Annotated in this window: 17 protein-coding genes; 4 read left to right on the top strand and 13 right to left on the bottom strand. The window is 68.4% G+C overall.

Going from position 1 to position 15295, the window contains the following annotated elements; all coding sequences use genetic code 11:
• Positions 1 to 90: 90 nt before the first annotated feature.
• The 4 genes from HDA40_RS36415 to HDA40_RS36400 all read right to left on the bottom strand — a co-directional run bounded on the left by HDA40_RS36415 (position 91) and on the right by HDA40_RS36400 (position 7495).
• Complete coding sequence (locus tag HDA40_RS36415; RefSeq protein WP_253762414.1) at positions 91 to 2088, bottom strand: CBM35 domain-containing protein; 1998 nt, start codon at positions 2086 to 2088, stop codon at positions 91 to 93.
• 447 nt (positions 2089 to 2535) lie between these two features.
• Entirely contained in the window at positions 2536 to 5652 is a 3117-nt protein-coding gene (locus HDA40_RS36410; RefSeq protein ID WP_253762413.1) for a golvesin C-terminal-like domain-containing protein, read from the bottom strand.
• A 391-nt stretch (positions 5653 to 6043) separates the two neighbouring features.
• A complete protein-coding gene (gene deoC, locus HDA40_RS36405) occupies positions 6044 to 6766 on the bottom strand; it encodes a deoxyribose-phosphate aldolase (protein ID WP_253762412.1) in 723 nt (240 codons plus the stop codon).
• Between the two features lie 18 nt (positions 6767 to 6784).
• Positions 6785 to 7495, bottom strand: a complete 711-nt coding sequence (locus HDA40_RS36400; protein WP_253762411.1) for a GntR family transcriptional regulator — start codon at positions 7493 to 7495, stop codon at positions 6785 to 6787.
• A gap of 161 nt (positions 7496 to 7656) precedes the next feature.
• Between HDA40_RS36400 and HDA40_RS36395 the strand changes: the two genes are divergently transcribed.
• Together HDA40_RS36395 and HDA40_RS36390 are read left to right on the top strand one after the other, a co-directional pair.
• Entirely contained in the window at positions 7657 to 8247 is a 591-nt protein-coding gene (locus tag HDA40_RS36395) for a phosphatase PAP2 family protein (RefSeq protein ID WP_253762410.1), read from the top strand.
• On the top strand, positions 8244 to 8846 hold the full coding sequence (locus HDA40_RS36390; protein WP_253762409.1) for a DedA family protein: 603 nt from the start codon (positions 8244 to 8246) through the stop codon (positions 8844 to 8846). Before HDA40_RS36395 ends, HDA40_RS36390 begins: the two co-directional genes overlap by 4 nt.
• A 16-nt stretch (positions 8847 to 8862) precedes the next feature.
• Here the strand turns inward: HDA40_RS36390 and HDA40_RS42655 are convergent, their stop codons facing one another.
• Entirely contained in the window at positions 8863 to 9105 is a 243-nt protein-coding gene (locus HDA40_RS42655) for a multicopper oxidase domain-containing protein (protein ID WP_372503085.1), read from the bottom strand.
• 223 nt (positions 9106 to 9328) lie between these two features.
• On the opposite strand from HDA40_RS42655, the gene HDA40_RS36385 reads away from it, so the two are divergent.
• Together HDA40_RS36385 and HDA40_RS36380 are read left to right on the top strand one after the other, a co-directional pair.
• Positions 9329 to 9979, top strand: coding sequence for a hypothetical protein (locus HDA40_RS36385; RefSeq protein WP_253762408.1), 651 nt, complete (start codon positions 9329 to 9331; stop codon positions 9977 to 9979).
• A gap of 81 nt (positions 9980 to 10060) precedes the next feature.
• A complete protein-coding gene (locus HDA40_RS36380) occupies positions 10061 to 10549 on the top strand; it encodes a flavodoxin domain-containing protein (RefSeq protein ID WP_253762407.1) in 489 nt (162 codons plus the stop codon).
• A gap of 25 nt (positions 10550 to 10574) precedes the next feature.
• On the opposite strand, the gene HDA40_RS36375 is transcribed toward HDA40_RS36380, so the two are convergent.
• From HDA40_RS36375 to HDA40_RS36340, 8 genes are all read right to left on the bottom strand, one after another.
• The gene (locus tag HDA40_RS36375; protein ID WP_253762406.1) at positions 10575 to 11042 is read right to left on the bottom strand and encodes a universal stress protein; all 468 of its coding nucleotides are present in this window, start codon (positions 11040 to 11042) and stop codon (positions 10575 to 10577) included.
• A gap of 546 nt (positions 11043 to 11588) precedes the next feature.
• Positions 11589 to 12518 (bottom strand): hypothetical protein, encoded by a 930-nt coding sequence (locus HDA40_RS36370; protein WP_253762405.1) that lies wholly within the window; start codon positions 12516 to 12518, stop codon positions 11589 to 11591.
• Positions 12519 to 12522: 4 nt separating this feature from the next.
• Positions 12523 to 12798, bottom strand: coding sequence for a hypothetical protein (locus HDA40_RS36365; protein ID WP_253762404.1), 276 nt, complete (start codon positions 12796 to 12798; stop codon positions 12523 to 12525).
• A gap of 157 nt (positions 12799 to 12955) precedes the next feature.
• Positions 12956 to 13186, bottom strand: a complete 231-nt coding sequence (locus tag HDA40_RS36360) for an FAD-dependent monooxygenase (RefSeq protein WP_253762403.1) — start codon at positions 13184 to 13186, stop codon at positions 12956 to 12958.
• Between the two features lie 115 nt (positions 13187 to 13301).
• On the bottom strand, positions 13302 to 13724 hold the full coding sequence (locus tag HDA40_RS36355) for a hypothetical protein (RefSeq protein WP_253762402.1): 423 nt from the start codon (positions 13722 to 13724) through the stop codon (positions 13302 to 13304).
• Positions 13725 to 13774: 50 nt separating this feature from the next.
• Complete coding sequence (locus tag HDA40_RS36350) at positions 13775 to 14029, bottom strand: DUF1876 domain-containing protein (protein WP_253762401.1); 255 nt, start codon at positions 14027 to 14029, stop codon at positions 13775 to 13777.
• Positions 14026 to 14208, bottom strand: a complete 183-nt coding sequence (locus HDA40_RS36345) for a hypothetical protein (RefSeq protein WP_253762400.1) — start codon at positions 14206 to 14208, stop codon at positions 14026 to 14028. Before HDA40_RS36345 ends, HDA40_RS36350 begins: the two co-directional genes overlap by 4 nt.
• A gap of 93 nt (positions 14209 to 14301) precedes the next feature.
• Positions 14302 to 14748 carry a hydrogenase maturation protease gene (locus tag HDA40_RS36340; protein WP_253762399.1) on the bottom strand — a complete coding sequence of 149 codons (447 nt, stop codon included), beginning with the start codon at positions 14746 to 14748 and terminating at the stop codon, positions 14302 to 14304.
• Positions 14749 to 15295 lie beyond the last annotated feature (547 nt).

The following is a 15295-nucleotide window of genomic DNA, read 5'->3' as shown; positions in this document are numbered from 1 at the left end:
TGGGGACACCAGGTCGCGCTGCGACGCTCATCGTAAGCTGATCGGGCGGGCTGCCGTGCTCCGGCGCGTGGCACACGGCAGCCCGTGGCGTCAGGCTGTCTCGAGGTAGTCCAGGTTGGCCGGCCCGGTGGCTGTCGTGCCGGTGATCCGGATCGCGTTGGAGCCCGCCGCCAGCGTCACCGGCACGGTGACGGTCGTCCAGGTGTCCCAATTCGCGGTCGGGGCGAACGACGGTGTCGCGACGACGGTTCCGTTCACCGCGACCGAGGAAGGACGGTTGGCTGTCGTGCCGTTGGCGTACCGGATGCGCAGCGTCACCGGTCCGGCGGCCGTCGCGTCGACCGTCCAGTCGACATACGATCCGGCGACGTTGTCGCAGTTGACGTACGCGCTGCCGGAGTAACCGGGATGCAGCGTCTCCACGATGCCCTGCGAGATCGTGGCCGTCTCCGCCTCGTACCGGGTCACCGGCAGTGGCACCACGATCGGCCCGACGTCGACGTAGTCCAGGTTCGGGCCGCCGTTGGCGGTCGTGGCGGTGAGCGTGACGGTGTTCGACCCGGCCACCAGATTCAGCGTACGCGTCACGTCAGCCCAGGTGTCCCAGTTCGCGGTCGCCCCGAAGGTCACATTGGACGCGACCAGCGTTCCGTTGACCGAGACGTTCATCGGCCGGTTCGTGGTGGTTCCGTTGGCGTACCGGATCGTCACCGGCGCAGCGCCCGTCGCGGACGTGGTGACCGTGAACGTCACTGAAGAGCCCGTGACGTTGGTGTAGTCGACGAAGCCGGTCCCGGAGAAGTTCAGGTGGTTGGCGGCCACGCTGCCCTGGTTGATCGCGGCATTCTCCGCCTCGTAACGGGCGGTTCCGCCGGCTCCGGTGACGCTCAAGGCGTACAAGCTGGAATGAGACAGCGAGCCGGACGTGCCGGTGACCGCGATCGAGGCTGAACCCGCCGCTGTGCTCGCGTCGGCAGTGAGCGTCATCGTCGCGGACCCGCCGCTGGTCACGGACGTGGGAGAGAAGGCGACGGTGACTCCGGCCGGCAGGCCGGCGGCGCTGAGCGTCACGGGCAGCGGCGAGCCGGACGCGGTCGTGGCGACCGTGGCCGTGAGCGTTCCACCGGGAGCGACAGTGCCGCCGGAGGGGCTGATCGTCAGGCCGAATTCGGGGCCGGTCGGTTTCGGGGTGAAGGCCCATTGAGCCGCGCTGCCCGTGCAGCTGCCCGCGAGGACCGACGTGCCCGAGGTCCGGAAGCATTTGCCGCCGGTCTGGATGTCGGAGATGGTCAGGTTCGGATTGATGGACCACTGTTGTGACGGGCCGCCGGTGCAGGTGGCGAGCTTGATGACGCCGCTGGAGTTGTTGGCGCACAGGTTGTTGATCACCAGGAAGGCGCCGTGGAAGGTGAACTGCTGCTCGGCCGAGCCGGTGCAGGCGGCGACAGTCAGCGCGGTGCCGGTCGATGAGCTGTTGCCGGGGTCGTCCAGGCAGGTGCCGGTCGATACGTTCTTGTACTGACCGATGGTGACGTTGGGCTGGGCGCCGCCGTAACAGTCGCCGGTGCTCGTGTTGAACAGCGGCGTCGAGTCGTAGACCTCGGACGACGAGGGATCGACGATCACCGGTTCGAGGATCGGCGTGCCGTCGGTGTTGTAGTGGGTCAGCGCGTCTTCGCAGTCGATCGCATCGAACGCGCTGCCGCCCGCACCGCCGAGCCACAGATCAACGTGCCGCAGACCGGGTCCGCCGTTGGGCCCCTGGCTGCTCCAGTCGGCCTCGCACTCCTGGCATGAGTCCTCCATGATGAAGTACTTCTTCACCCGCGGCACGTAGATCCGTTTGCCCGCGGGCAGTTCGGCGGTCGCGCTGGCGAAAGTGATCGGGTCGGCATAGGTGCCCTTGCCGCCCGCGCTGCTGTGGATCTGGGGATACGCGATGTCGCCGCCGGGCGGCGTGTTGTCGTACCAGCCGTAGAACGTGATGAACGTCTGCTGCGTCGTTGCAGCTTGAGCGGGTGAGGTGGACAGTGCCGCGGTCGTGGCCGCCACGATGCAGGCCGCCGCGAGCAGGATGCGCCGGAACATGGTGCCTCCTTCGATTGAAGGCAGCCTAATAGTTGTTAGTAAGTTTGCCTATCTATCTCTCTCTTCTGAGGACCGCCACCCGAGCTTTACCGAGATGATCTGGAACAACGGCGGCCTGCTCCGCCCGACTCATCCGCCGCTGCTAGATCCTCCCCGCGGCGGTGATCAGGCACCCATCGCCCGCTCATCGCCCACGGGTGGGCAAGACCGCGACCGCCTGCCGGCACACAGCCCACCTGAGGGCCGGCAACGTGACGCGAAGCGGCCTCCTGCACCGCCACGGCGCCTTGCCCGGCCTGACACCCAGCCCCTGAGCGCGCCCGCAGATCCTCATGCCCGCCGGTCCGCTCCCGCGGCTGGCTTGTGATTCGGCACCATCAGTCACCACGAGACGACCCAACCCCCGATGCCTCGGATTGCGCTACCTCGGCATCGGGAGCCGCCCGCTCATTCCTGCAGGGTGAAGCGGACCGCGTCCGCCCGGGTAGCACCGGAACCCGACGTCAACGTGACTGCGGCGAGCCCGGCCGAAAGCGGGTACGTGCCGATCGAGTGCCACGACCCGCCGGTGGCGCACTGGTCGACCGGCACCGTCACCTCACCGACCGTGTACGTCGCGTGGGCGCTGCAAATCGTGTTCGAGGGTGACCAAACCTCGACCTGATAGCTGCCAGCCGGCAGGATCGCGCGCCAGGTGGCGGTGAGCCCGGCCGTGCGCGTGTACCGGCTGCCCGTGCCGTCGAAGCCCTTCAGGCTGCTGGAGAGCCAGCCACCGGACTCGCTGTACGCCGGGTTGTCCGGGTCGCAGGTCGTCGGCGTCCCCTCGTTGGTGACGACAACGACCGGCTCCACCTCGCCGGGCAACGGCTCGATCGAATGCGGCTCCGACGGCTCTCCACCGCCGACGTTGTTCGTCGCGGTCACCCGGTAGATGCCGGCGGCACGCTCGTTGCCGAACACCAGGCTGGTGCCGGTCGCCGAGCCGACTACCCGCTCCGGGGTGGTGGTGCCGCACTCCTGCCGCAGTTGTGCCGTCACCACGTACGACCGGGCGCCCTCGACCGGGTCCCAGCTCAACGTCGTGGTGCTGGTGCCGGTGTCGTGCCGCAGGCCGCTGACCCGGCCGGGTATGGCGGTGTCCAGCGCGACGGTGTGCCCGGCGGTGCCGCCGCCGGTGAGCCGGTAGGTGTGCCCGGCGGCGACCGGAAAGCGCAGCGCGCCGGTGACCGGGTCGATCCGGTAGCCGACCCGAGCGCCGGTCCTGATGTCCCGCACGGTGAGCGAGCTGGGATCCCAGCCGGTGTTGGCGTTCTCGACGGTGACGGCGCTGCCGCCCCGGCCGGCGGTGTAGCGCGAATCGGTCGAGACCGGGTAGACCTCGGCGTTGAGCGCCCCGGCCGTGCCGGTGACCAGCACACCCTTGCCGCCGGCGAAGGCTGGGATCCGGTCGGTGCCGATCGCGTAGCCAGTCAGGGTCGTCGGTCCGTGGAACACCGCCCCGGTCTCGACATCGATCCACTTTCCGGCTGGCAGGTACACGTCGCGGGCCTGCGCCGTGGCGAAGTCAGCGCCGAAGACCGGAGTGGCGAGCAGGGACTCACCGAACATCCACTCGTACTGCCGGGTGGTGTCGTTCGGCAGGTCGTATGTGGCCGGATCGTCCGGGTACGCAAGTGGCAGCGGGGTAACCGCGCTCGGGAACCCGGTCTCGTACCCGTCCAGCACCGCGTCGTAGATGTAGGGCCGCAGCGCCTCGTGCCACAACGCCAGCCGCTTCATCGACGCCGAATAGTCGTCCCGGCCGAGTTCCCACGGACCCTTACCGAACGTCAGCACCGGCAGCATCGCGTTGAACTGGGCGTTGCGGACGAAGTACTGCTGGTACGCCGGGTCCTGCAGCGACGGGCCCGGGGTGCCGCCGACGATGTCGCCGGACAGGCTTCCGGCGCCGGAGGCGGCGTAGTTGAGCAGGTTCACCGGCATCCGGTCCGGGTCCTCGTGGTAGGCCTCGCCGGTGCCGTAGATGGTGTCGTTGATCCGGATCATGTCACCCGGCACCGAGTACGCCGCGTTGCGCACCATCAGCAGTTCGCTGGCGTCGTGCAGCGCGTTCTGGACCGTGTTCCAGTTGCCGTCGAGGTGGAAGTTCGGGTCGTAGAGCATGGTGTCCTCCTTCCATCCGTCCACCCCCCAGGCTCGTAGTTGGTCGACGTACCAGCGCACCGCGTCCGGGTTGGCGCCGTCGAGGACGTAGCTGGTGCCGGAAGGGAACTGGGCCCGGGTCACCACTCGGGGCGTGCCGTCGGCGTTACGCAACAGGTAGCCGTTGTCCAGCGCTGTCTGCACGAACTGCCCGTCGTAAGTCGGGTTGTAGTTGCCGCCGTCGGCCGGCAGGGCCTTGAAGTTGTTGCGGGCGCCGAGCAGGAGCTTGATGTCGTTGTCGGCGAAGAGCTTCTTCAGCGCGTCCGGATCGGGGTAACGCGGGTTGGGCAGCCCGTCGTCGCGGCCCTCCTCGGCGGTGTCGTCCCACATCCCGAAGCTGTTCGTGGTGCCCTCGACCTTGTTTCCGCGCGGCCCCGGCCAGAAGCCGGATCCGACTACGCCCCAGCTGAGCGGGTAGCCCTGGTCGATGAACTTCTGGACCGTGTCCATCACCGAGGACTGATACGTGTTCCAGGCGAGCGCGCCGTACGCCTCCCAACCGAGCCCGACGGCGGACTCGCGGGGTTTGGCGTCGAGGTACCCGTGGCGGTGCCGGGCCTGCCGGTAGTCGGCGTACACCTGGCGCAGATCGCGGCCGACGAAGTAGTACAGGCTGTTCACCTCGTCGACGCCGGTGGCGCCGAGCCGGTTCTCGTCCGAGGTGAGACCGACCCGCTTCTGGCCTTCGGCGAACCACACCTGACCGAACCGCTGCTTAGGGAAGACGGTGAAGTTGGTGATGAAGCGTTTGCAGCTGCCCTCGTTGGTCAGGTTGTCCAGCACCAGGCCGGTCAGTTCGGTGCTCGGCCGGACCTGGACATTTCCGCTGCATGGAGTGCCCTGCTCGGGCTGGCCGTCAGCGAACGAGCCATAGTCGCCGAGCCCGTACGCCGGGGCCACCCCGCCGGTACGGAAGTCGACGGTGCTGCTCTGGCCCGGCAGGTCCGGCACCGTGACCCGGGCGTACGTGTCGGTCGGCTGGATGTGGACGTTGACCCGCGCACCGTCCGTCATCGTCACAGCCAACACGGCGGTGGCGGACTTGGGACCGGAGATCAGCCAGGTGTCGGCCGCGTCGCTGAAGTCGGTCGCAGTGGCGGACTTGATCCGCAGGCCGGAACTCGGGTGGGCCGGCGCGACGGGCTCGCCGGTCGGGGTCTCGAACGAGTACCGGAAGCCGTCCTTGACGATCCGCATCCGGTAGGTCGTGCCACGGATCACGATGCTGTCACCGGTGTCGACCACCCGCCCGCCCGATGGGTCCCCACCGGGTCGGCCGGCGGCGGGGCCTGTGGCGGCGAGACCGAACCCGAGTATGACCGTGGCGGCGATGGCGGTTGTCCGCGTGGCGCGTTTCCGCATGAGGGGCTCCTGGAGTCACTGGGGCGACGGGGGCACGCCCTGGGGGTGAAGCTGTGGAATGAGCGATCCAATCTGGAAGTTGCTTGCGTGATACGGCAAGATATCCCGCATGTTGCACATGGTCAACCGCATGCGGGGGTCCATGGTGGAGATTGAGCGAACCGAGACCCACATAGTGAAACTGCGTCCCCTGGAGATGGAACTCGGCGCGCGGCGGACGGCGACGGCGACTACCTTCGACCGCCGTGGCGCAGCCTCTACCCCGACCGGTTTCGAGACGTTGCCGGCCGAATGCCGTCGGAGATCATGGTGGGCTCGTGCCTTGTCCTCGTCGAAGCAGCACAACCGGTACAGCGTCCTAGGCAACCAGTTCGTACGCGATCCCCTTCCGCTAGTAGGAGGTAGCTGCTGTGGCGGCGAGATCCGCTGGAAGCGGGGAGCCATGCCGTAGACGGTGGTCCAGGTCGTCGAGAATTCCAGCGGTCGCGGTGGCTCCGAATCGGGTGACTCCGATGTCGGCCATGGCGAGCAGGATGTCCAGGGTGCGTACGCCGCCTGCGGCCTTGACCTGGACCGCCTCGGACACCGACGCGCGCATCAGACGCAGGTCGTCCATCGTCGCGCCGCCGTCGGCGAAGCCGGTGGACGTCTTGACGAAGTGGGCGCCGGCGCGTTCGGCAGCCTGGCAACCGGCGACTTTCTGTTCGTCGGTGAGGTACGCGTTTTCGAGGATGACCTTCACCAAGGCGCCGTCCGCCGCGGTGACGACTGCCCGGATGTCGTCTTCGACGAAGGTCGGATCGGCTGAGCGCAGGCGTCCGATGTTGAGCACCATGTCGATCTCGGCTGCGCGTTGCTGGATCGCCAGCCGTGTTTCGGCGGCCTTGATCGGCGTCGCGTGGCTGCCGTGTGGGAAACCGACGACGGTGCCGACGAGCACGTCGGTTCCGGCCAGCAAGGTGGCGGCGAGCGGCACGTCGCATGGGCGTACGCAGACGGATGCGACGTGGTAGCGGTCGGCCAGGGCGCAGCCGGCCTCGATGTCGCTTGTGGTGAGCTGTGGCCGTAGGAGCGAGTGGTCGATCATCTTGGCGACTTCGGCGACGGTGCGCATGGTCTCCCCTTCGACGGGTCAGGACTGGTCGACGTCGAAGATGACGTCGAGGCCGTATCGGTTGGCGGCGTAGCGGCTTTCGGTGCGTTCCAGCGGGTGGCCGTGCTGGTCTTTGATCAGCCGCCGCTCGATCAGCACCGCCGAGCCGGGCGGGATGCGGAGCAGGTCGGCGTCCTCGCTGGTGGCGCACGCGGCGGTGACCGTGGCGCGGCCGCTGGTCGGGACGCGACCTAGCCGTACCAGCGCTGTGTGCAGCGACTCGGTCAGGTCGCTGTCGAGTAGGGCGATCAGGGTGGCGGCGAAGACCGCGGTCTCCACCGCGATGGGTGTCTGGTCCGCGAGGCGGACGCGCCGGATCTCGATGACGCCGTTCTTGCCTGGGCGCAGGTCGGTGCGCTCGGCGTCGGTCGCTTCCCGGACGTCGGTACCGACGAGCCGCGAGGTGGCCGTGCGTCCGGAGCGGCGCATCTGTTCGGTGAAGCGCACCAAGCTGTCGGCGCGCCGGTTCGACGCGGGCGGCGCGACGAAGGTGCCCCGGCCGGACTCGCGGTAGACGAGTCCGGCGGTGACCAGCCGGGTCACGGCGGCCCGGGCCGTCATCCGGCTGACGCCGAACTCCGCGCTCAACTGCGACTCGGACGGCAGGGGCGCGTGTGCGGGCAGGTCTCGGCAGCGTTGGCGTAGCGCCTGCTCGATGGCGTGATATCGAGGCGTCGATGGGTCCGTCATGACTCCAGTATAGCTGTATATACAGGCTGGCGTGTCGACGCCACCTGCGCCGTCCGCGGCCCGTTGAAACCTCATCGGCGCGGACACCATCCGCCCGCTCGGTACGGCGGGATGAGGCCAGCCGTCACGGGCATCGCACCATCTCGAAGGGACTCGGCGGTATGGACACCACTTGGCTGTACGCGATCAACCGGCTGGCCCGGGCGACCGGCTGGGCGCACCCACTCGTGCTCGGGTACGCGGACTTCGGTGTCGCGCTGTTCGCGGCATTCCTGGTCGTCGGCTGGTGGATGGCCCGCCGGAGAGGGTCTGCGCAGCAGATGGCGGCTGTCTGGTGCGCGGGGCTGGCGGTGCTGGCAGCGGTGGCGATCAACCAGCCGCTCGTGGCGCTGGCCGCCCGCCCGCGGCCGTACACCGCCCATCCGGACCTGCTGATCCTCGCCCACCGCAGCACCGACTGGTCGTTCCCGTCGGATCACGCCACGATGGCCGGGGCCGCTGCGGCGGGACTGTGGTTCGCCAGCCGTCGCCTGGGACAGATCACTGCGGTCGCGGCGCTGTTCATGGCGTTCTCGCGGGTGTACATCGGCGCCCACTATCCCGGCGATGTGCTCGCTGGGCTGGCCGTGGGCGCGGCGACAGCGATCATCGTGTACGCACTGGCCCACCGGCGGCTGACCCGTCTCGCCGCGTTGGTCGCCCGTACGCGGCTGCGGCCGCTGGTCGCCGGCCGCCTCGCGGTGGCTGGGTGAGCGGACTGCTCGACCACCTCACCAGCCTGCCGGCCGGGTGGGTCTACCTCACGGTGGCGCTGCTGGTGTTCACCGAGAATGTGATGTTCCTCGGATTCCTGATCCCCGGTGAGACCGCGGCGATCCTCGGCGGCGTCACCGCTAGCACCGGCCACACGAACGTCGTCACGATGGCCGTCGTCGTCGTGCTGGCGGCCATCGCGGGAGACAGCGTCGGGTACCAGATCGGTCGCCGCTACGGCGTACGCATGCTCGACATCCGGCCGCTGCGACGACGCCGCCGACGTATCGACCAAGCCCGGCAGTTCCTGGCCAAGCACGGCGGACCCGCCGTGTTCTTCGGCCGTTTCGTCGCGTTCCTGCGGACCGCCATGCCGTTCCTGGCCGGCACGGCCCACCTGCGCTACCGAACCTTCCTGTCCTCCAACGCCGTCGGCGGCCTGATCTGGGGCGCCGCCAGCGTCGTCCTCGGCTACCTCGCCGGCAACGCCTACCGGACCGTCGCCGCCCGATTCGGCGAGTACGCCGCGCTCACCGTGGCAGTCATCGCGATCGTCGCCGTGATCGTGTGGCGCGTACGCCACCGCCGCGAGCAGTGATGATGTGGGCCGCGTGCTAGGTATTGTGGCAGTGCAGCATCCACCGCCCGGGATTGTCCGCGTCCAACAACAGTTTGACCGTGTGCCCGAGGTGGATGCCGACGGGGTCCTCGCGGCCCAGGGGGCACTGGTCCGCGGCACAGGCCGTGAGGCGGAGCCGGTCGGGACCTTGTCCTCTGCCGTGGCCCGGACCAGTGCGATGTGATGTTCCAGTTCGGACACCTGGCTTTCTGCGAGGAGGGCCTGAGCGGACGTCCACTTGGGAACGCGGGCGAGCCGGTGGGCCGGACACGGCGGTGTGGACCTTCGACGGTCCGCACCGCCCTTGTCTTATCCACACCAGACGCCGGGCTGACAGTCCCTCCGATCGGAGTCTTTGGTCCCACCCGATCCGGGAACTGTGTCTCTGCTGCCACGACCGTCCAGAACCGATGCTCTGAGGGCAACGAAGTGTTTCTCACCCCCTCCTGAAGGAGCACACCATGAAACGCCGGACCCTCGACCTCCTGTTCAGCATCGGCGGGCTCGCCATCGCCGCGCTCCTGCTGGTCGCCGGCATCGTGCTGGGCGCCAACGCCAGCTTCGCCAACACCTACGTGCACGACCAGCTGGCCGCGCAGCACATCACCTTCAAGACCGCCGACACCCTCACCGACGAAGAGAAGAAGGCCGCCTGCCTCGTCGAGTACGCCGGCCAGCCGATGACCACCGGCAAGCAAGCCGAGTGCTACGCCAACGAATTCATCGGACTGCACCTGAAGTCGATCGCCGGCGGCCAGACCTACGCCGACCTCGGCACCCCCCAGACGCAGCTGAAGAACCAGCTGACCGAGGCACAGAAGGCCACCCCGGTCGACCAGGCCAAGGTCGACGACCTGACCAAGCAACTGGCCGACGTCACCGCTCAACGGGAGACCGTCTTCAAAGGCGAAACCCTGCGCGGCCTGCTGCTGACCAGCTACGGCTTCAGCGAATTCGGCACCAAGGCCGGTCAGGCCGCACTCGTCGCCTACGGCGCCGCCGCCCTGATGCTCCTGCTGGCGCTGGCCGGACTCGCCCACGCCTTCACCACCCCGAAATCGACCGGCTTCGCCCTCGTCGAAACCGAACAGGCCAAGGCCACGGCCAAGTGATCGTGAAGTGATCTCCCCCGGGTCCGGCCCGGTGACGCTCCCCGCGTCGCCGGGCCGTACACAATTGGAAGGAGAACCGATATGACAGTCCTGATCGCTTACGGTTCCAAGCGTGGTGGGACGGCGGGATTGGCCGACATGATCGGTGCTGAACTGGTCGCGCGCGGAATCCAGGTCGAGGTCCGGCCCGCCGCCGAAATTCAGTCGGCCGACGGTTACCGGTCTGTCATCGTGGCCGGGGCGCTGTACAACAGCCGGTGGCACCGAGACGCGCGCCGGTTCACCAGGCGTCATCGCGTCGCGCTTCGGCAGGTCCCGGTGTGGCTGGTCGCCAGCGGGCCGCTCGACAACTCTGCCAATGCCGGTGCGCTTCCACCGGTTTCCCAGGTTGCCCGGATCGCCGCGGACCTGGGGGCGCTCGGCGCGGTCACCTTCGGCGGCCGACTCACACCGGATGCCAAGGGTTTGATCGCGTCGGCGATGGCCAAGACGAAGGCAGGTGACTGGCGGGACCCGAGCCAGGTGAGGGCCTTCGCGACGGCCGTCGCCGAACAGCAGGCATCCGTTTAGGCAGCACGCCGCCCAGCTCAGGGCTTCAACGGCTGTTTGCCAACGCCTCGGCTGGCGCGACCGCCTGCGCTCTGGTCGCCGGCAGCACCACGACCGGACAGGTCGCAGTGCGTACGCACTCGTCGCTGATCGAGCCGAGCACGGACTGGTACAGGTGGCTGTGGCCGTGGCTGCCCAGAGCGAGCAGGTCGGCGTCACGGGCGGCCTTGGTCAGTTCGCGGGCGGGGTGACCCTCGATGATGTCGGCCGTGACAGCGACTGTCGGGAAGTCCTTCACCATCGATTCGACCTCGCGGGTGAGCACAGCTTGCGCGCGGTCGCGTTCTTCGGCCGGCGTCGTGGCCATGGGCGCGAAGGTGCCGCTGCCGTCCCAGTGCCAGACGGCGATCGCCTGCACGGTGCCGTCTCTGACCTCGGCCTCGGTCACCGCCCAGTGCAGCGCCCGCCGGGCGGCCTCGGAGCCGTCGATGCCGACGACGATGCGGAAGTTCATGTCAGCCTCCTTGGCAGATGTGCTTCCACGGGAGAATCCGCCGTGGCAGGGTGTGAACAGCGGAGCCACAGATCCTGCCGGTCGGCATGACCGGTTCTTCCTGACTCCGCCGGCGATCCGGCCGCCGCACGTTTCCATTTTCGGAGCTGGAAGCGGGTCAAGGGCAGCGTTCAGCGGAACCCGTCCTTCGTTCGGGCCGAAGGTCCCGAACGAACTGTGTGACGGCCACGGCGCCGGCCAGCAACCGACCCGGGCCAGCACTCGGCGGAGTGTCCGGTTCGGGACCTTCGGACGGCCCATTGCAGGCCCCCGCCACTGCGCAGAACCGTCGCCACACGGTGTGCTGGATTCGACCTCCAGCACCCGCTGCCACGTGTCGTCGTCGAACTCGCTCACCGGCAGAAAGTGGTCCATGATGCCGCCGGACGTTGGCGAGCGGGTCGACGTGGCCATTCGGCAGCGCCGGGCGACGAGCCGGTCCACGTCCACCTGCACCGCGATGTCGGCCTCGACGGTGACGCACAGATGGACCCCGCCCCACTGCCATCAGCGGATGAGGGCGCCGAGCCCTCCGCGCAAGCCGCGCGCTTGATCGCCGCTCAGAATTCGTATCCGCGCCCCGGTGAGCAGGGCTGCCCGGATCGCCACGTCGACCAGGCGGCCACCGTGCGGGGTTCGCTGCGGATGCACGGGGTCCGGCAGCGAGGCGCACAGCTCGACCGGTCCGAACCACGCGCTTCGCCGATCGTCAGGATCGTCTACCACCAGCACCGTGTCGACTCGGCCGACTGCCAGTGCCGCGAGCGTCGCGTGGACTCCCTGGACGGCGACACTGTGTGGAACGGCGAAGGCGTCCAGCGCCAGTCGCAGCTCAGCGCTGGTGGCCGCGGCGTAATCATCTAGCACCTGCTGGATCGACTCGTCGGTCACCGGGCCGCTGCCGATCTCTAGCACGGTGATCGACGGAGCCAGCCCGCGAACCTGGTTCACTAGGTCGTCGGTGTGGTCCTGCGCCGCCAGCACGAGATCAGCGCCGCTCGACCGCGCCAGCGCAAGCACTTTCGCGGCATCGACGTCGCGGCTCACGACGTACGCCGGATGCCGCTGCCACCAAGCGAGCAGCGGCCCGAGCGGCGGCGGCGCGCCGACGCGGGCGACATCGGTCGTCACCGCACCCGGCAGACACTGAGTCAGCCGGGTTTCGCCGTCGCAGGCGACGAGGAAGCGGTCTGACCCACCTCCGGTGGCGGCCCACGCCCTGCAGATGGCGTCGATGTCCGCCGCAGGTGCGCCCGCGCTCGCCAGCCGGGAGGCGATCATCTGCCGGTGAGTCTGGCTGCCAGCCGCGGCCCGGCCGCCGCTTCCGGCGTCAGCCACGTAGACGCTGGTAAACGTGGCGTCGGCCGGTTCCACAAGTTCCCGCAGCATTCCCAGATCGATGCTGACCAGGTTGAACGCCGCATCGAAGTCCGCCACGAGGTCAACTCATCTGCGCCTGGTCGTGCACCGCGAGCGCGGCGAACGCTTCCCGGCGTACCTGCCAGGCGGCGTTCTCACGGTCGATCAGGCTGGCGTAGCGGTCGAGGTCCGCGTGGGTGGGCGTGCCCGGCAGTCCGACGATGAACTGCTCGGTCGCGCGGACGGCCATGGAATAGGCGCGGGCGGCCCTTTTCGCAGCGGACTGCCGGATCGGCGAGCGCTCATCGGCCCGGGATTCTTGGCGTTGCTCGTTCTGGACGTCCACGTAGACAGTCATCGCAGCTCGCTCCTTCACGTCGTGCAAGCGCGTCGTCCCGGCTGGTCGGCCTGCTGTTCGCAGACGCTCATAGCCCTCTATTCACAGTCCACTCCTGGTGAGGCATCCGCCCCCAGACACGGAGGTCCCACTGTGCGCAGCCCCCGGACCTGTTCTGTCAGAAGGTCGGCTGCAGGTGCGGAAACGCGGTGTCGTCAACCGCGAAGTCGGCAAGGGTCAGCGGCACCGTGTGCTTGCCCACGTGCAGCTGCATTCGTGGCGCGGTCATGGCTTGTTCAAGCAGCGCGTCCGTCACGCCAAGCGGGCGCAGTACCTCCAGGGTGCGTACGTTCAGAAGCATCGCGCGCGACGGCCGGATCGCAGCAGCACGCCGGTCGATCAGTTGCACCTGCGGGCCAGCGAAGTCGCTTGCAGCGCCAGACCCGTGGGTCCCGATCCGACCACGAGTAGCCGATCCTCGGATATGCCGCCCCTGGTGTGGCAATGACTGGTCGATGCCATGGTCAATGAACCGGATCGAGCTCGATGACCACGATCGGATCGTCGTTGACCGCCAGGTCAGGAAACCGGCCGCCGTAGATGCGGGCCGCCTCCGGCCGCTGCGGCGAACCCGTCCGCACGAGGTGCCCGACACCGGAACGCGCGCTCCCCCGAAGGAAGACCTCGACCCGCCACGGCATCGTGAAATTGCGCCACCACCGCTTGCCCTCAGGGCCACCGACCAGCACGACGAGTAGGTCGTCATGCTGGGCGTACATGACCGGCAGCACCACTTCGCCGCCGCTGTGCCGCGCCCGGAAACGAAGCTCGCACACCTGCTGCTCAGCGAGCCGCTCAAGCAGTGGCGTGTGCAGCACCCGCAAGGTGAAGGCGTTCCACAGCTTCCACCGCCGCCGGGCCGGATGCCGGGTCCCCATGACTGCCATTTCGCTTCGCCTCCGTGACGGCTCGCAAAGCCGAGCTGCCCGACGGGTGATCAGCCCGCGACCTGCTCCATGTCACCCGCGGCCGCAGTGAGCAACTGATGCGACAAGTCGGCGAGTGCCCGCGCGACGGCGAGCTCCTCGCCGATCTCCGGGACCTCGGTGTCGCTGGGTCGCCGCGTCGCGACACCTTCGCCCTTCAAGTTGGTGCGATCACGCGTGTGCAGCCGCGCCTCCGCGTGAGTACGCCGCTCATCTTCGTGTTCGTCGATGAAGACCTCGACGGTCCAGGTACGCGCGACAGTCATCGCCTGTTCTCCTCGGTCGCCACATCCCGCTTCGAGCGAGACTCCTCACGTTGCTCGCGGTACGCGACGCCGCCGAGGTATCGCAGTAGCTCTTCCTCGTGCGTGCCCTGGGCCTGCGGACGATCGACCACCGTTCGCACCGTCTCCCGGCTGGCGTCGTGGATTTCCTTCTCGCTCATGTGTCCAGCGTGAGAGCGGGGTTTCAGCTGGCCAAGTGCCGACCGCCTACCACAGACGGGACCTTCGGCCCGGCACAGCGTAGGCGGGACCCCTCACTGACGCGCCCAACGCTGGGTGACGAGCAGGTCCGCGATCTCGCTGATCACCTCGCCGACAGCCAGACTCGCGGGCGACGAGAGGCCGTCACCGGGCGATCCGTCGTGGATCTGGACGCGGAAGACCAGCAGCCTGTGCGGCATCCGGTCGAGCGACCGGGCCAGCGCCATCGCCTCGCCCATTGGCGAGTCATTGCTGGTCAGGGCAGCGTCGTGTAACCCCATCCGCCGGATACGGCCGGGTGCGTCGCCCATGTCGCCGGCGGTGACGATGATCGCCAGGGGAACATCTGCCCAGGCGTCGACCAGCGTTGTGGCCTCTCCATCGCTTTCCATGAACTCGATCCCTTGCGTGTGCGGGCTCCGCAGTTCACGTACCGCCACGAGACCGAGTGCGTAGTCGTGCCGATGCTCCTCACCGATCCCGATCACCAGAGTGTCCATGACTCCCCCAAGACCGCGTTGAGCTGGTCAGCTGTTGGCTCGCCGAATAGTCACCGGTCATCACATCGCATTGCGGGATCGCCCACGCAGAGGCCAAGGTCCTGTGGCGTCGGGGCACACGCCCTTCAAGCCAGCTCCCGGATAGCAGGACGAGCCCGAGGGTGTTGGCCGCGATCGCCGACCAAGCCGTCATCTTCGGGCGGTTTGACGCGTGGCTGCGTCGAAAGCGTGATCATCGGTCACCTCCAGCACGAATGCCCGGTCTAGAGCGCAGCACGGGGACGCTCACGAGGTAGGGGCCAAGGCCCCGATCATGACGGGAACCGGTTCCACCTGCCACGAACGACCGGCTTCCGGGGTCTCGATCACCCGAACGCTCGTGGTGAGGGCGCTGAGCGCGCCGACGGGCCCGTGCCCGATCCGCAGGTTGACTGCACCCCGGGCGGTACTAGCCTGGAGGTAAGGCAGCCCGCCAGCGCATCACCCGATCAACGGTGACCAGGCGGTGCGCGGTAGCCGCATATTGCACTCCTTCTTTGGGCTTTTC

Source organism: Hamadaea flava, assembly GCF_024172085.1.
Classification (GTDB): domain Bacteria; phylum Actinomycetota; class Actinomycetes; order Mycobacteriales; family Micromonosporaceae; genus Hamadaea; species Hamadaea flava.
The sequence above is the reverse complement of the archived record's forward strand: the minus strand, read 5'-3'. Positions and strand labels throughout refer to the sequence as shown.

Coding starts and splice junctions, on each gene's coding strand:
- HDA40_RS36415 (WP_253762414.1), bottom strand. CDS start 2,088: ATGTTCCGGCGCATCCTGCTCGCGGCGGCCTGCATCGTGGCGGCCACG.
- HDA40_RS36410 (WP_253762413.1), bottom strand. CDS start 5,652: ATGCGGAAACGCGCCACGCGGACAACCGCCATCGCCGCCACGGTCATA.
- deoC (WP_253762412.1), bottom strand. CDS start 6,766: ATGCGCACCGTCGCCGAAGTCGCCAAGATGATCGACCACTCGCTCCTA.
- HDA40_RS36400 (WP_253762411.1), bottom strand. CDS start 7,495: ATGACGGACCCATCGACGCCTCGATATCACGCCATCGAGCAGGCGCTA.
- HDA40_RS36395 (WP_253762410.1), top strand. CDS start 7,657: ATGGACACCACTTGGCTGTACGCGATCAACCGGCTGGCCCGGGCGACC.
- HDA40_RS36385 (WP_253762408.1), top strand. CDS start 9,329: ATGAAACGCCGGACCCTCGACCTCCTGTTCAGCATCGGCGGGCTCGCC.
- HDA40_RS36380 (WP_253762407.1), top strand. CDS start 10,061: ATGACAGTCCTGATCGCTTACGGTTCCAAGCGTGGTGGGACGGCGGGA.
- HDA40_RS36375 (WP_253762406.1), bottom strand. CDS start 11,042: ATGAACTTCCGCATCGTCGTCGGCATCGACGGCTCCGAGGCCGCCCGG.
- HDA40_RS36365 (WP_253762404.1), bottom strand. CDS start 12,798: ATGACTGTCTACGTGGACGTCCAGAACGAGCAACGCCAAGAATCCCGG.
- HDA40_RS36355 (WP_253762402.1), bottom strand. CDS start 13,724: ATGGCAGTCATGGGGACCCGGCATCCGGCCCGGCGGCGGTGGAAGCTG.
- HDA40_RS36350 (WP_253762401.1), bottom strand. CDS start 14,029: ATGACTGTCGCGCGTACCTGGACCGTCGAGGTCTTCATCGACGAACAC.
- HDA40_RS36345 (WP_253762400.1), bottom strand. CDS start 14,208: ATGAGCGAGAAGGAAATCCACGACGCCAGCCGGGAGACGGTGCGAACG.
- HDA40_RS36340 (WP_253762399.1), bottom strand. CDS start 14,748: ATGGACACTCTGGTGATCGGGATCGGTGAGGAGCATCGGCACGACTAC.